The sequence below is a fragment of the Fusibacter sp. A1 genome (assembly GCF_004125825.1).
Taxonomy (GTDB): domain Bacteria; phylum Bacillota; class Clostridia; order Peptostreptococcales; family Acidaminobacteraceae; genus QQWI01.
On sequence record NZ_QQWI01000002.1, the window covers coordinates 296,962 to 313,382 of the forward strand.

12 protein-coding genes and 1 other annotated feature are annotated in these 16,421 nt (G+C 44.0%); of the genes, 9 read left to right on the top strand and 3 right to left on the bottom strand.

Translation table 11 applies throughout. The features are described 5' to 3' along the window. The first annotated feature begins 7 nt into the window (after nucleotides 1–7). The 3 genes from DWB64_RS03385 (at nucleotide 8) to tyrS (ending at nucleotide 3,347) form a co-directional block, all read left to right on the top strand. On the top strand, nucleotides 8–877 hold the full coding sequence (locus DWB64_RS03385) for a YceG family protein (RefSeq protein ID WP_129486781.1): 870 nt from the start codon (nucleotides 8–10) through the stop codon (nucleotides 875–877). Nucleotides 878–913: 36 nt separating this feature from the next. Continuing rightward, complete coding sequence (locus DWB64_RS03390) at nucleotides 914–1,795, top strand: mechanosensitive ion channel family protein (RefSeq protein WP_129486782.1); 882 nt, start codon at nucleotides 914–916, stop codon at nucleotides 1,793–1,795. A 40-nt stretch (nucleotides 1,796–1,835) separates the two neighbouring features. Next, nucleotides 1,836–2,083 (top strand) — a binding site (T-box leader). Between the two features lie 79 nt (nucleotides 2,084–2,162). After that, nucleotides 2,163–3,347, top strand: coding sequence for a tyrosine--tRNA ligase (gene tyrS / locus DWB64_RS03395; protein ID WP_129486783.1), 1,185 nt, complete (start codon nucleotides 2,163–2,165; stop codon nucleotides 3,345–3,347). Nucleotides 3,348–3,603: 256 nt separating this feature from the next. On the opposite strand, the gene DWB64_RS03400 is transcribed toward tyrS, so the two are convergent. Next, entirely contained in the window at nucleotides 3,604–3,843 is a 240-nt protein-coding gene (locus DWB64_RS03400; RefSeq protein ID WP_129486784.1) for a TIGR03905 family TSCPD domain-containing protein, read from the bottom strand. 490 nt (nucleotides 3,844–4,333) lie between these two features. Here DWB64_RS03400 and DWB64_RS03405 point away from each other — a divergent pair, with 490 nt between their 5' ends. From DWB64_RS03405 to DWB64_RS03425, 5 genes are all read left to right on the top strand, one after another. Then, the gene (locus DWB64_RS03405) at nucleotides 4,334–4,849 is read left to right on the top strand and encodes an NAD(P)H-dependent oxidoreductase subunit E (RefSeq protein WP_129486785.1); all 516 of its coding nucleotides are present in this window, start codon (nucleotides 4,334–4,336) and stop codon (nucleotides 4,847–4,849) included. 2 nt (nucleotides 4,850–4,851) lie between these two features. After that, the gene (locus tag DWB64_RS03410; RefSeq protein ID WP_129486786.1) at nucleotides 4,852–5,244 is read left to right on the top strand and encodes a ferredoxin; all 393 of its coding nucleotides are present in this window, start codon (nucleotides 4,852–4,854) and stop codon (nucleotides 5,242–5,244) included. A gap of 11 nt (nucleotides 5,245–5,255) precedes the next feature. After that, nucleotides 5,256–7,043, top strand: coding sequence for an NADH-quinone oxidoreductase subunit NuoF (gene nuoF, locus DWB64_RS03415; protein WP_129486787.1), 1,788 nt, complete (start codon nucleotides 5,256–5,258; stop codon nucleotides 7,041–7,043). Between the two features lie 12 nt (nucleotides 7,044–7,055). Further along, nucleotides 7,056–8,798: an NADH-dependent [FeFe] hydrogenase, group A6 gene (locus tag DWB64_RS03420; RefSeq protein WP_129486788.1), complete on the top strand. Its 1,743-nt coding sequence runs from the start codon at nucleotides 7,056–7,058 to the stop codon at nucleotides 8,796–8,798. A 283-nt stretch (nucleotides 8,799–9,081) separates the two neighbouring features. Further along, nucleotides 9,082–12,507 carry a pyruvate carboxylase gene (locus DWB64_RS03425; RefSeq protein WP_129486789.1) on the top strand — a complete coding sequence of 1,142 codons (3,426 nt, stop codon included), beginning with the start codon at nucleotides 9,082–9,084 and terminating at the stop codon, nucleotides 12,505–12,507. Between the two features lie 228 nt (nucleotides 12,508–12,735). On the opposite strand, the gene DWB64_RS03430 is transcribed toward DWB64_RS03425, so the two are convergent. Then, nucleotides 12,736–13,461 carry an HAD-IB family hydrolase gene (locus DWB64_RS03430; protein ID WP_129486790.1) on the bottom strand — a complete coding sequence of 242 codons (726 nt, stop codon included), beginning with the start codon at nucleotides 13,459–13,461 and terminating at the stop codon, nucleotides 12,736–12,738. Between the two features lie 391 nt (nucleotides 13,462–13,852). After that, complete coding sequence (locus DWB64_RS03435; protein WP_129486791.1) at nucleotides 13,853–14,461, bottom strand: CoA pyrophosphatase; 609 nt, start codon at nucleotides 14,459–14,461, stop codon at nucleotides 13,853–13,855. 181 nt (nucleotides 14,462–14,642) lie between these two features. Here DWB64_RS03435 and DWB64_RS03440 point away from each other — a divergent pair, with 181 nt between their 5' ends. After that, on the top strand, nucleotides 14,643–16,406 hold the full coding sequence (locus DWB64_RS03440; RefSeq protein WP_129486792.1) for an ABC transporter ATP-binding protein: 1,764 nt from the start codon (nucleotides 14,643–14,645) through the stop codon (nucleotides 16,404–16,406). The last annotated feature ends 15 nt before the right edge of the window (nucleotides 16,407–16,421 follow it).

Consider the following 16,421-nt stretch of genomic DNA (forward strand, 5'->3'; position numbering starts at 1 on the left):
TGATAAGATGAAAATTCATAAAACAGCGGCATACGATGCGGACCGCGAACTGACAGAACTGCTTGGAGTGGAATCGAGACTATACAAAATCGGCATGTTGGATACACAGGCACAAGAAGTGCTGAGGCTTGCTACGACTGTAGATGAGTTGTCACTTCTCTTGTTTGAGCCGTATGAATACCGACCGGGCTTTCATGCGGATGAGCGGCAGGTCACACTTCCTTGCTTCTTCACCAAGGTGGACGGACATACCCATCAACTGATGTCGACTGCGAGAAAGTGGAAACAGGATCACAACAGGACGACCCTTGTCTATGGCGGATTCCATTCCTTAGACCAGCGACCCACTACCTACAGTGTGAAAACAGCCAAAGAACTTGATCAAAGTGCTTTAAAAGAAAAACAGGACCTCGAGCCACTTGCGCATCTGTCTGAGGTGAAAAAAGACAGAGTGGTCCAGTCAGCGTTTAAGGTCATGCAGTGGCTTGATGGGGAGCTCAAGCTTTCCTATAAGAAACCAGAACTGCTTGCGGCGCTCTTACTCGACAATAGACACATCCTAGATGCCTACCATCATACAGAACTGACCCAAACCGTGCCCAAATGTATCGTGGAGGACAATCAGAAGAAGGTCCCTTCGGTGATCGCTCTGGCAAGAATGTTGATGATGCATGCACTGGGCTTTGATGTGCTTGTCGTATCGAAGCATCATTACAGTTCGATCGAAAACTATCTGCCTATCGAATGGTTTGACCACCATGTCATGAGCGCACAAGAGATGGATAAAGAGAACCATCGATCAAGCCCAGTCGGACAGGTCATAGGCATGGTCATGATAGCCGCACTGGTACTGATTTATTTTGTCTTCAAAAGATAGTGTTCAATTTATGATGGTACCAAGGAGGAGGTTTAGATGGATATAACAAGATTTATCGGAATTGACTTGCCTTTTTTAAAAGAGAATTTTACATATGATCTGGTGTTGACCCTTGCAATCATCATATTGATCATGATTGCAAAACGTATCACACTGAAAGTGCTGCACGAAAAAATCCAGGATGCAGGTAGCTATTACAAAGTAAAAAGAAGTGTGACGTATTTCTCGTTTTTCTTAGCGCTGCTCCTGATCATCGTCATCTGGTTTCAGGCAGGAGGTTCGTTCAGCACTTATTTCGGACTGATCTCAGCAGGTCTTGCTGTCGCACTTAAGGATTTGGTCGCCAATGTGGCAGGATGGTTCCTAATCGTCTTCAAACGACCGTTTATCGTAGGAGACAGGATTGAAATCGGATCTGTCAAAGGAGATGTGATCGATCAACGTCTCTTTCAATTCTCCATGATGGAAATTGGAAACTGGGTGGAAGATGACCAAAGCACAGGACGGATCATCCATATGCCCAACAGTAAAGTGTTTACTGAACATCTGGCGAATTATACGACTGGCTTCAAATATATCTGGAACGAGATCAACGTACTGTTGACGTTTGAGTCGGATTGGAGAGATGCAAAAGAAAAAATGCAGGTGATCTCTCAGAACCATTCGTTGCATGTCACAGAAGATGTGGAGTCAAAAATCAGACATGCTTCTAAAAAGTACATGATCTATTACAAATATCTCACTCCTATCGTCTACACAACGGTCAAGGAATCCGGTGTGCAGCTTACGATTAGGTACCTGTGCGCACCCCAAAACAGACGGCCTACAAGCGAAAAGATTTGGGAGGATATACTCGACATGGTAGAGGCGGACGAGAGCATACATCTTGCTTATCCAACCATGCGTATCACTAAATGATTTAATAGTTGACAACTTTTAGGAACGGCGTATAATACTGAGTAAGATTTTGATTAGGAATAGTAACACAATCCGTTGACGCGTAGAGAGCTTCTGTTTGGTGAAAAGAAGTCGCGATGGTTGTATGAATACCCCTATGAATCGCTAGGTGAACTAAGAGTAGCCGATGCCGGGAGTGCCCGTTATAGCGCTAGACTTTCTCACTTGCTGACGAAGTCGATAAGGTGATTGGCTGTGAAGCCGTCACAAACAGGAGTGGTACCGCGAGACTTGACTCTCGCCTCCTAGGTTATGCCTAGGAGGTGGGAGTTTTTAATTTTTTGCATAGAGAATCAATATCACGACACAAGTTCAAAGGAGAGAATTTATGAACAGTCAAGAATCATTCGAACGTATAGCGCTAGGCACCGCAGAAATCATTCACGAAGAAGAATTAAAAAAAATGCTTGAATCCAATCGTCAGCTCACCATCAAGTTGGGACTTGATCCGACTGCGCCTGATATACATCTTGGACATGCGGTCGTCCTTAGAAAAATGAAACATTTTCAAGAACTAGGACACAAGTGTGTGATCATAATCGGAGATTTCACCGGCCGAATAGGCGACCCTACTGGAAAATCCAAGATGAGACCGGCACTTTCTGAATCGGAAATACTCGCAAATGCCAAAACATACGAAAATCAGATCTTTAAAATTTTGGATCCGGACCTTACAGAAGTCAGATTCAACAGTGAATGGCTATCTAAGCTGAACTTCACTGAGGTGATAGAACTGGCTTCTGAATTCACAGTGGCTAGGATGCTTGAGCGCGACGATTTCAAGCAGCGATTCAAACATCAGCTGCCAATCGGGATTCATGAGTTCTTTTACCCGATCATGCAGGCGTTCGATTCCGTCGCCATTGATGCAGATATCGAAATTGGAGGCACCGATCAGCGATTCAACCTACTCATGGGGAGGACGCTTCAAGAAAACAAGGGTCACCAAAAACAAGTGGCGCTCTTCATGCCGCTACTGGTCGGACTCGACGGAATCGAAAAAATGAGCAAGAGTTTGGGCAATTACATTGGAATCAACGAATCTGCAGAAGAAATATTCGGAAAAGTAATGTCCCTTTCAGACGATCTGATGATGACCTTCTACGAGCTGGCGACAGATATCACACCCAGTGAAAAGAAACAGATTGAAAACGCACTGCTGGATGGCACGCTTCATCCAAAAGAGGCGAAAGTAAGTCTGGCCAAAAGAATAATAGGACAGTACCACAAGGAAGAAGATGCGCTCTGCGCACAAGAGAACTTCAACAGGGTATTCAGAGACAGGAAAACCCCGGAACTGATGACCGAATTGGGCATCAAGGGATGCGAAAACGATTTGATCGGTCTGATTCTGAGTCAAGGATTGATGCAATCCAAAAGTGAAATAAAAAGAATGATGATTGGAGGTGGAATTAGAGTCAACGGAGAAAAAGTGAGAGCGGATGAACCCCCGATCTTAAGAGAAGGGGATGTGCTTAAAGTGGGAAAGAAACATTTCTTTAGGTTGGTTTAAGAAGTTGGTAAAAAAAAGGTGAAAGAGGGCTATACCTCGCCTTGCTCGGGTTTTCCCTCTGCTTCGCAATCGGGCTATATCTTTGCTTCGCATTCGGGTTATACACGCCTTTGGCGTGGCAAAGGCAAATACGACCCGAGCGCTAGCGAGGTATAGCCCGAGTGCGCCAGCACAAGGTATTACCCGAGCAGCAGCGAGTACAACCCTCTTCCATCTCTCAACTAAACTAAACTAATTTAACTAAACTAAACCAAACTCATACAACCTCAGATAAAGCCTTGGCAAACTGATCCGGACAACTAGTCTTTTTACCGCCGCAGGAAATCCCCTTGAATTTTTCAACGATATCTTCGACTTTAGCTCCTTTGATGAGTTCTGTGAGTCCGATCAGGTTCCCAGGACATCCACCGACAAAATTTACTTGTTCGATGATTCCATCTTGGACTTTAAAATCAATTCTATTGGCACAAACGCCACTTGGCTTAAAAGACTGCATAGCTATTCTCCTTAAAAAGTTTAATGTTAAACTGTGATTTGATGTGAATAATCCTTGAATAGTGTAACTTACAAGCGTGGGAAATACTAGCTTGAATCATATATTGACAATTAATTAACGATTTAGTTTGGTAAATAACAATCAAACCCGAGTAAATAACTTGCATTTAAGCTATTTGAGAGTGTTTTTCAATTGAAAAATCCGGATTAATGAAGAGTTATTACGGTTTATTTAAGAGTTGATGTTAAAATGTTGACAAAGTGCATTGCAAAGCGGAATATCATACGTTATAATAAATGTGAATTGGGAATGTATCTTGTATACAATCCCTCGTATCCAAGTAATTGCAATTGATTCACACTATCATCTAATTGAAACGATTTTATAATATGAATCGTTAAAATAATTGTAATGATGAGTGAATATTCTGAATACTTGGGTATGTAAAGAGAGTGCTTACTAAAGCAATTTTTGAAAGGATGGTGTACATATGTCTAAATCAGCAGCTCAAACTGCACCTATCAGCGTTAAAGACATTTCACAAGATATTTACGATCAGTTACAAGCGTATATCGATGGTCTTGAAACGAAAGAGGGCGCAGTGATTCACTGTTTACACAAGGCGCAAGAATTAATCGGGTACCTACCAAAAGAAGTTATGCTCTTCATCTCAAGAGGCCTTAACTTACCAGCGGCAGAAGTATTCGGCGTAGTAAGTTTTTATTCTTACTTCTCTACTCAACCTACTGGAGAACATAAGATCTCTGTATGTATGGGTACGGCTTGTTACGTTAAAGGTTCTGAAAAGGTGCTTGAAGAATTTAAAAAGCAGCTTGGCCTTGAATCAGCAGGAACTACACCAGATATGCAATTTACTCTGAAAGATGTTCGTTGCGTAGGTGCTTGCGGTCTTGCTCCAATCTTAACTGTAGGCGACAAAGTTTATGGTCATGTTAGTGTGGATGATGTTGCAGCAATCGTAGCTGAATACAAGAAGGAGGCTTAATCATGGCGATTAAATCACTCGAAGATTTGAAGAAAATGAGAGAGGCGACTCTTGCTAAAGTTCAACTTAGAGAAGCTGGTCAAAACGTGGATGGCAATATCGAAGTAATGATCGGTCTTGCAACTTGCGGTATCGCTGCCGGCGGTAGAGAAGCTATGCAAGCGATCATCGATCAATTGGCTCAAGAGAACATTACTGACGTTCGTGTTGTTCGTGTAGGTTGTCTTGGATACTGTCACTCTGAACCAACGGTTCAAGTCAATATCCCAGGAGAAGAACCTGTGCTATACGGTAACGTAACAGAAGCTGTTGCTAGAGAAATCGTTACGAAACACATTAAAGGTAAAGAAACTTTAAACGACAATGTGTTGATGCAAACATTCACTAAGGCATAGGGAGGAAGATCATGGGTAAATATAATGGTCATATCTTGGTATGTGGCGGAACAGGATGTATGTCCCAAAAAGCTGAAGGCATTATCTCAGCTCTTGAAGGTAAACTTGCTGAAAACGGTTACGATCAAGAAATTCAAGTAGTTAAAACTGGATGTTTCGGATTCTGCGGAGCTGGTCCAATTCTTAAAATATTACCAGACAACACGGTTTATGTAAAAGTCAATGAAGATGACGCAGACACAATTGTCAATGAGCACATCATCAAAGGCCGTCGTATCGAGAGACTTCTTTACAAAGGTGAAGACGGAAAACCTCAAGACGACAAAAACATGAACTTCTATAAAAAACAATATAGAATCGCACTTAGAAACTGCGGATTGATCGATCCAGAGAACATTGAAGAGTATATCGGATTTGACGGTTACCAAGCACTTGGTAAAGTATTGTCTGAAATGACTCCTGAAGAAGTTTGCAAACTTGTTCAAGACTCTGGACTTCGTGGCCGTGGTGGTGGTGGTTTCCCAACTGGTCTTAAATGGGAATTCACTCGTCGTGAAGTGAACGAGCAAAAATATATCCTTTGTAACGCTGATGAAGGGGATCCAGGCGCATTCATGGATAGATCTATCCTTGAGGGTGACCCGCATTCAGTAATCGAAGCGATGGCTATCGGTGGTTACGCGATTGGCGCAGATACAGGTATCGTATATATCCGTGCTGAGTATCCACTTGCTATCACTCGTCTTGAAATTGCACTTAAGCAAGCTAGAGAAATCGGCTTACTAGGCAATGACATCATGGGAACAGGCTTCAACTTCGACATTAAAGTTAAACTTGGTGCCGGTGCGTTTGTTTGTGGTGAAGAGACTGCTCTTATCAACTCTGTTGAAGGTAAGCGTGGCGAGCCGAACAAAAAACCTCCTTTCCCTTCAGTAGAAGGTCTTTGGAAAAAACCATCATGCGTTAACAACGTAGAAACCTATGCGAATATCCCAGTGATCATCAACAAAGGTCCAGAGTGGTTCGCTTCTATCGGTACTGAAAAGTCAAAAGGTACGAAAGTATTCGCACTTGCCGGTAAAATTAACAATGTTGGTCTTTGTGAAGTACCAATGGGTATCACGCTTAGAGAAATCATCTACGATATCGGTGGCGGTATGTTTGATGGTAAAGAATTCAAAGCGGTACAGACTGGTGGACCATCAGGTGGTGTTATCACTAAAGCTGACCTTGATACTCCAATCGACTACGATTCACTAAAAGCTATCGGTTCAATGATGGGTTCTGGTGGTATGATCGTTATGGATGAAGACAACTGTATGGTATCTATCGCTAAGTTCTACCTTGAGTTCACTCAAGACGAATCATGTGGTAAATGTACTCCATGTAGAGTCGGTACTAAGAGAATGTACGAGATTCTTGAAAGAATCACAAACGGTCAAGGTCGTCCAGAAGATATCGACAACCTGATCCAGCTTGGTAACATGATCAAAGATACAGCGCTTTGCGGTCTTGGTCAAACAGCTCCAAACCCAGTACTTTCTACACTTCACTTCTTCAGAGAAGAGTACGAAGAGCATATCCACCAAGGATTCTGTAGAACTGGCGAGTGTACTGCGCTTGCTAAGTACTCGATTCTTGCTGACAAATGTATAGGATGTACACTATGTGCAAGAAAATGCCCTGTTAACTGTATCTCAGGTAAAGTTAAAGAAGTACATGTTATTGATCAACAAGCATGTATTAAATGTGGCGCTTGTCTAACGGCTTGTAAATTTGACGCCGTAATTAAAGGTTAGGAGGTGACAGTTATGAAAATGCTTAACATTACTATTAATGGTAAACAACTTCAAGTTGCTGAAGGTACAACTGTACTTAACGCTGCCAAAGAAGTTGGTGTTCATATTCCAACACTCTGTCACATGGACTTAGAAGGTTTCGGCATCGTAAACCAAGTGGCTTCATGCCGTGTCTGTGTAGTAGAAGTAGAAGGAAGACCAGCACTAGCTCCATCATGTGCTGAAAAATGTTTCGAAGGTATGGTAGTTAAAACGGATTCTATCCGTGCAATCACTGGTCGTCGTATGGCTGTAGAACTTCTACTGTCTAACCACCCTAAAGATTGCTTGACTTGTACTAAAAACTTAAGCTGTGAACTGCAATCACTTGCTAACGAACTTAACGTCCGTGAAATCAAGTGGGACGGCGAAATGATGGCGTTCGAGAAGGATACTACTTCTAAATCTATCGTTAAAGATCCAAACAAATGTGTTATGTGCAGACGTTGTGAAACAATGTGTAACACAGTTCAGACATGTGGAATTCTTTCAGCTGTAAACCGCGGATTCAACACATTCGTAGGTCCAGCGTTCAATATGGATATGGCTGATTCAAGCTGTACTTTCTGTGGTCAGTGTGTGGCTGTTTGTCCTACTGCTGCCCTTACAGAAGTAAATGACATCTCTAAAGTATGGTCTGCGCTTATGAACCCTAAGAAACACGTAATGGTACAGGTTGCTCCTGCTATCCGTGTTGCTATCGGTGAAGAGTTCGGTATCCCTGCTGGTGAGATCACTACTGGCAAACTAGCTGCTTCACTTCGTAAGTTAGGTTTTGACGGCGTATTCGATACAGATTTCGCAGCTGACCTTACAATCATGGAAGAAGCATCTGAACTTGTGCACAGACTTACGCACAACGGAACACTTCCAATCCTTACATCATGTTGTCCGGCTTGGGTTAAGTTCTTTGAACACCAATTCCCAGACATGCTAGACATTCCATCATCATGTAAGTCACCGCAAATCATGTTCGGTGCGGTTGCTAAAACTTACTACGCTGAGAAGAAAGGTCTTAATCCAGACGACATCACTGTTGTTTCGATCATGCCTTGCTTGGCTAAAAAAGCGGAAGCTGCTCGTCCAGAACTTGCAGGCGACGACCTACAAAACGTTGACTTGGTTCTTTCAACTCGTGAGTACGCTCAAATGCTTAAAGAAGCAGGCGTTGACTTTGCGAACCTTGAGGACGAGGATTTCGACAAAATGCTAGGTGAGTCTACTGGCGCATCTGTAATCTTCGGTGCTACAGGTGGTGTTATCGAGGCTGCTACTCGTACGGCTTACGAATGGGTAACTGGCGAAACTCTTGAAGATGTTAACTTCCATCAACTACGTGGTCTTGAAGGCATCCGTGCCGCTGAGATCCAAGTAGGTGACTTGACGCTTAACATCGGTATCGCTCACGGTCTTGGAAACGCTAGAAAACTTCTTGAAGACATCAGAGATGGAAAGTCTCACTTCCACGCGATCGAAATCATGGCTTGCCCTGGTGGATGTATCGGTGGTGGCGGACAGCCATATCACCACGGTGATATGGATATCATCAGAAAACGTCAAGAAGCGATCTACAAAGAAGACGCTGGCAAGACTAGACGTAAGTCTCATGAGAACCAAGAAGTCATCAAGCTTTATGAAGAGTTCCTTGGCAAGCCATATGGCCACAAGGCACATGAACTTCTACACACTGCCTACCAAGCTAAAGAAAAAATCTAATCTATCAATCAAAGACCTCCGAGTACTCGGAGGTCTTTTTTCATGTGATTAGCTTGCCTGCTGAAACAGGATAACGTTTGCATGGCTTTTATCGAAAATACTTGTTCCACTTTGAAAAATTTAGTATATCGATTTATTTCTTAATAAAAATAACCATATTTTATATTAGCTATGTTTAGTTTCGTTTTTAATACCAACTACTAATTAAACGATGCCCTAAGCGAATTGAATACGAACGATTTAAATGTTATTGTGATTAAAATTCGTAAAAAGGGGACTAATCATGAAACAATTTAAAAGAGTGCTAGTCGCAAACAGAGGCGAAATCGCAATAAGGGTTATTCGTGCATGTCAGGAGCTTGGGATTCGGACTATCGCCGTCTATTCCAATGAGGATAAGAATGCGCTATTCAGACACAAGGCCGATGAGGCCTATGAGATAGGACATAACAAAAGTCCTGTTGAAGCGTATTTGGGCATTGACGACATTATTCGAGTCGCCAAGTCCAAGGGGGCGGATGCGATTCATCCCGGCTATGGTTTCTTAGCTGAAAACGCTGAGTTTGCTAAAAAGTGCGAGCAGGCGGGAATCGTCTTTATCGGTCCTAGCCATAAGGCGATCCATGCCATGGGCGACAAGATACTGTTAAAGAAGATGGCGAGTGAGGCTGGTGTGCCGACAATTCCTGGCTCTAAAGAACCGATCGGCTCCATAGCCGGTGCCTTAGAGGCGGCAAACACATGCGGTTACCCTGTGATGATCAAGGCGGCTCTTGGTGGAGGCGGTCGTGGAATGAGGATCGCTGTAGATGAACAGGCTTTGAAGGCGGAGTTCGAGAGCGCAAAGCGCGAAGCCCTAAAGGCGTTCGGATGTGGCGATGTGTTTATTGAGAAGTTTATCAAGAACCCAAAGCATATCGAAGTGCAGGTAATCGGGGATTCAAGCGGTGAGGTACTTCACTTGTTCGAAAGGGACTGCTCGATTCAGCGAAGGCACCAGAAAATCATCGAGTTTGCTCCAGCGATCGGTATCAGTCAAAAAACGAAGGATGCTCTTTACGAGGCGTCGATTAAAATCGCAAAATATGCCAAGTATAGGAATGCGGGAACCGTCGAATTTCTTGTGGATGAAAACGAAGACTTCTTCTTTATTGAGATGAATCCAAGGATTCAAGTGGAACATACGATTACAGAAAACATAACCGGCATCGATATCGTTCAAACACAACTGCTGATAGCGAGCGGCTATACCTTCGACAGCGAGAGACTCAACCTCAAGCAGAGCGAGATCACAACGAGAGGGTTTTCGATACAGTGCAGGGTGACGACAGAGGACCCTGCAAATGGATTCATGCCGGATACAGGAAAGCTAGACGTCTACAGAACGGCTTCAGGGTTTGGCATCAGACTCGATGGCGGAAACGGCTTCACAGGAGCAGTCATCACACCCTTTTATGACAGCCTGCTCTTTAAGCTCACTTCGTCCGCTCTTCGCTTCGAGGATGCGATAAAAAAGGCGTCGAGGGCGCTTAAGGAGACGCAGATAACAGGTGTGAAGACGAATATTCCTTTTTTACTTAACGTCTTGAACCATGAGGTTTTCAAGAATGCCGCCTGTACCACCAAGTTTATTGAACTGCACGAGGATCTCTTCGATATTAAGCCAAAACACGATGTCGAAGCTCGCGTACTAAATTATATCGGTCAAAAGGTGATTCACGAAACCAAAGGGGATAAGCCCTTGTTCGATGTCCCGGTAGTTCCAAAAACTGAATCGATAGCCTATTCCTTCGGTACTAAGCAGATTTTCGACCAGGAAGGGATAGAGGGCCTGATCGCCTACATCAAAGAAAGCAATTCCCTGCTTGTCACAGATACTACGATGCGCGATGCCCAGCAGTCGCTGATGGCCACAAGAATGCGTTCTGTGGATATGGTAAAGATAGCCGAGGCGACAAGCAAACTCGCATCGGGACTGTTTTCTGCCGAAGTATGGGGCGGAGCCACGTTTGATGTCGCCTATAGGTTCTTAAACGAATCGCCTTGGGAGCGTCTAAGGGAAATAAGAAAAAGAATGCCCAATGTGCTGCTTCAGATGCTGATTAGGGGTTCAAACGCGGTAGGCTACAAGAATTACCCCGACAATGTGATAAGGGCCTTCATAAAAACCGCCAGAGAAAACGGAGTGGACCTCTTTAGAATCTTCGATTCGCTCAATTGGATCGAGGGAATGAAGGTTTCAATTGATGCGGTGAGGGAAGTGGGCGGTATCGCTGAAGTTGCCATCTGCTATACCGGTGATATTCTGGATGAGAGCAAGACCAAATATACGCTTGATTACTACGTGAAAAAGGCGATTGAAATCGAACAGGCGGGAGCACACATACTGGGAATCAAAGATATGGCGGGACTTTTGAAGCCATATGCTGCGCATAAGCTGATCAAGGCCCTCAAGGACCAGATCAGCATACCGATCCATCTGCATACCCATGACACCACAGGAAACGGTGTCGCTACCCTTTTGATGGCGGCGGAAGCAGGCGTGGACATCATCGATACCGCATTCAGCAGCATGTCGGGTTTGACCTCTCAACCGGCCCTCAACGCCGTGGTCGCAGCCCTTAAGAATACGGATAGGGACACAGGCCTTGACCTGCACCATCTGCAGCAGATCTCGGACTACTGGTCTACGGTGAGGGACGTGTACGCATCCTATGAAACGGGACTTAAATCTCCAAGTGCGGAGATCTATGAATACGAAATACCGGGCGGACAGTACTCCAACTTGAAACCTCAGGTCGATAGCTTCGGACTAGGCCACCGGTTTGATGAAGTCAAACAGATGTATAAGAGTGTGAACGAACTGTTCGGGGATATCGTTAAAGTCACTCCTTCATCCAAAGCGGTAGGTGACATGGCCATCTTCATGGTCAAAAACGACCTGACGCCAGAAAATATTTTCGAAGAAGGCAAGGGGCTTACCTATCCCGACTCTGTGGTTTCCCTTTTGAAAGGGATGATGGGACAACCCGACGAGCCATTTGATGAGGACCTAAAAGCACTTGTGCTTCAAGGTGAGCAAGAAATCGTGGTCAGACCAGGGAGTGTCCTTGAAGATGAGGATTTTGAAGCGCTCAAGAAAAAGCTGCTTGCACTGAATGTTGAACCAAGCGATGAAAATCTGCTTAGTTATGCCCTGTATCCGAAGGTGTTCAAAAGCCATATCGAACACATCAAATCAAACGGGGACCTGTCCTTCCTAGGATCCGACGTCTTCTTCTATGGCCTACGCGAAGGTGAGACCTGTGATGTACTTTATGAAGCCGGTAAGATGATGACGATACGACTGGTCGAAATCGGTAAGTCGGACACTTCGGGTAGAAGAAGGATTCAGTTTGATGTCAACGGAAACAGAAGAGAAATCGAAGTTGTGGAAAAAAGAACAGAAAAAAGCATGGATGAAGTTAGGGTAAAAGACAACGGCATCCCTGAGGAAATCGGTGCAAGCATTCCCGGAACAGTTGCAAAAGTAAGTGTCACTGAAGGGGAGAAAGTCATCGCAGGACAAACGCTGCTTGTGATCGAAGCAATGAAGATGGAAACTGAAGTAAAAGCGCCGCATGACGGGATTGTTAAAGAGATCAGGGCCAAGGTCGGCGGGACGGTCGAGACTTCGGAACTTGTGATGGTTGTGAGTTGTGGGGGATGATTGGTGATTTGTGATAGGTGATTAGAAGAAGAAGAACTCGCCCTGGGGCGAGTTGAGGTTGTTGACAAAGTCAACAAAATCGCAGACTGTTGACAAAGTTCAAGTTCAAGGAATGAGAAAAGGCAGCGGGCGCAGTGTATATAGACATACATAAGCGTGCTGCTTTTTTGAAATGACGCAGAAATTGGGCTTTGTCAACAGTATGAACTCGCCCTGGGGCGAGTTCTTTTATCTTGTGGTTGTGCAGTCTGGGGTTAGGAGGTAGATGACGTCTTTTCGTTCTACGATGATTTGTGCGGTTTGTCTTAACGTCTCATCCTCTCTGATTGCGGTTAGAAGCTCGTGTGTCGGATTGATCGCCACAGGATGCCCTACGTGCTTGAACATGGTGATGTCGCCATGGGTGTCGCCGTATGCGTAGCTTTGGCTTAAGTCGATATCATACTTTTTGACAAGGGACTTAAGGGCGACTTCCTTGCTGTCTGAATCCCACATTCTGATGACCTGGCCGGTGAAACATTCATTCTCATCCATCAGGTATTTGGTTCCTACAAAGTCTGTGATGCCGTACTTGTTGGCCATCCTATCCACCAGATACTCCGGTGCTCCCGAGATGAAGAAGACGTCGTGTCCCTGCTCCTGATGCCATGTGATACGGTCTCTGGTGCTCATGTAGACCTTGTCGCCCTGCAATTTGATGACCTGGTCTGTGACGAACTCCATTTTGCTTTTTTCCATACCGATCAAGGAGTCGATATAGGCCTCGGCAAGATCAATCATGTAATCGTCGTAGTTGCCTCTTCTTTTTTGCCAGTTCTCATATTTCTCTTTTAGCGTGGTATGCCAGATCGCCTCGTTGACGACTTCATATTTTAGAAGTTTTTTAAAGTGCTCGATCATTAGGGAGTCTCTGTACAATGTTCCGTCAATATCAAAAAATGCTGCTGCTTTCATAAGGTTCACCTCTTTTTAGTATAAGTTACTTATGCCCAATTCGCATAAATATAATCGTTTGAAATGTTTGAGTATTTTTTTATGTAAACTGATTAAATGGATGAGTTGCGGGTATATTGTTAATACAAACCCGAAAGGGTTATCATATAGCTTCGGCGAGGACGTTCCAAATCGGATCTGAATTCGACTAGATCACTAAAATGGAAGCATTACCCAAATTAAAACAACTGTATTTAACTTGAGTAACGAACATCCCATAGGAGGAATGTCTATCAACAAACAACACACGGTTACAACTGAATATGCATCAACTAAACGTGCTCGACCAAGCTGATAGGCTACTTAATTCGTGAGAATTTGGTAGCCTATCTGATGTTTTTGGGCAGTTCAATCATAACATCGCTTTGACCTGGGTGATAAAGCTTTCCGTGATTTTAGCGGTAAGCCCCCAAATGACTCTTCCTTTATATTCATAAAAGTAGACATCGTATGCACCGGTCTTCCAGTTGTAGGCTTCGCCGTTTTGTATCTTTGCAAATGGAAAGCCTTCGTCTATCTTAAAATGGGTTTGCAAGCTGTGTTTCTCTGGTTCGTGGGTCATCAGAAAATCAAGCGGGACCGTGAAAACGCTGGCGACCTCTTCCTCATTGGGAATCAACTCTTGTAAAGACTCGATTTCAAGTACGGCTACATAGGGATAAAGCGCATAGTTGAACGGTGTGACCATAAAATCAGTCGCTGCCTTCAGTAGGATCTTTTCTATCGGAATGCCAAGTTCCTCATGTGTTTCCCGTACGGCTGCCTGTGAAAATGATTCGCCGACTTCTACAGCCCCTCCTGGAAAACAGACTTCACCGGGTTGCGACCGCAAGGTATGTGCCCGCTCTTCGTATACGACATGCCAGTGCCCCTTTATCATAACCAGTGGAATCAAGATACCAAAACGCTTGGTGATGCCGATAGGTTCAGGCGTGTGTTTTGCCAAATTCTCAAAGCGCATATTAACTCCTTTTCAAGTTATTATTTTGACTCTCGAAATTAATTCGGTTATACTGTTTTAGAAAGAGTGGAATGTTTTTTTAAAATTGATTGTTCTTCAGATGAAGCTTGTGTGGGGTGCAAATTTATTATATCATGATATTCCGTCATCTTTTGGTGTCTTGGTGTGAAATGGAGGTTTTATGTTTAAGAAATTCGTTAGTTATTACGGGCCGCACAAGAAGCTTTTCTTTTTGGATTTACTGGCCGCAATTATCTTATCATTGGTAGATCTACTTTTTCCAATGCTTTCAAGAAGTATCATCAACGACCATATTCCGAATTCTGATATCAGCATGATCGTGAAATTCGGTATTGTCTTAACCCTCCTATTTGTGCTTAGGGCAGGATGCATGTATTTTATGAACTACTGGGGACATGTGATGGGTGCGAGAATGGAACGCGATATGCGAAGAGACCTCTTCAAGCATTATCTGACGCTTCCTTTTAAGTTTTACGATGAAAATAAGACCGGAAAGCTGATGAGCAGACTGGTTAATGATTTGCATGAAATATCAGAGGTGGCCCACCATGTGCCTGAGGACGCCTTCATTTCAATTCTTCTTCTTGTCGGAAGTTTAGGATTTTTGATGACGATCAATGTTTCCCTTACGCTTATCCTGATCGTCATGGTATCGATGCTTCTCGTGTTTGCGACAATCAGAAGAAAAGCCATGCAAGAAGCCTTTAGGGAACAAAGGGAGCAGACTGCGATCATCAACGCCCAAGTGGAGAATTCCATTTCAGGCATACGCTTATGTCAGTCTTATGCCAACGAGGAGTTTGAATACGATCGTTTTACGAATGTCAATCAAAACCATTATAAATCAAAGAAGACCGCATTCAAGGCGATGGGGCAGTTTGTTTCAGGTACTGGATTTTTGTCCGACATGATGAATCTGATGATCGTCGTAGTCGGTGGTATCTATACGATCAACGGCTGGATCAACATCGGTGACTTGATCGCCTTCCTGCTTTATGCATCCTTCTTTATGAGACCTGTCAGAAACATCGTCATGATGATTCAGCAGCTGCAATCGGGAATCACTGGCTTTGAACGGTTCCATTCGATTTTGAATCTGGAATCTGAAATTCAAAACAGTGAGAATCCTGTAGCTATCGACCATCTTGACGGCGATATCCATTTTGAAGGGGTAACCTTCGCATATGATGGTGACAACCATATCCTCGAAAATCTCAACCTGGACATAGCTAGCGGAAAGCATATCGCACTTGTAGGACCGTCCGGTGTCGGTAAATCGACAATTATCAGCTTGATTCCTAGATTTTACGATGTAACACAAGGTGCGATCAAGATAGGCGGTCATGATATCAGAGAGATCCGAATCGAAAAGTTACGTAAATCCATCGGAATCGTGCAGCAAGATGTGTTCATGTTCAATGGAAGCATCAAGGATAACATCCTTTACGGTGATCCGGATGCTGCGGACGAAGCGGTTGAAGAAGCTGCGAAAAACGCCTTTATCCATGATTTCATCATGACACTGCCACAAGGCTATGATACCATGGTAGGGGAACGCGGTGTCAAGTTGTCGGGGGGACAGAAACAGCGAATTTCGATCGCCAGGGTATTCTTGAAGAATCCACCGATTGTAATTCTTGACGAAGCGACTTCATCTTTAGATAATGAAAGTGAATTGTACGTGCAGCAGGCGCTTGACCGTCTTGCCGTCGGCAAAACGACCGTTACGGTGGCACATAGGCTGTCTACGATCATGAACGCGGATGAGATTCTTGTCTTAGAAGGAAATGCGATCGTAGAACGAGGTAGACACGGCGAACTCATCGAGTCAGGCGGTATTTATAAGAAGCTATATACCGCACAGTTCAAGGGGTATATGCCTGATGAGATCGACGAGTTATTAGAAAAAACAAATATCAATTAAAGGTAGAAGGCTCAA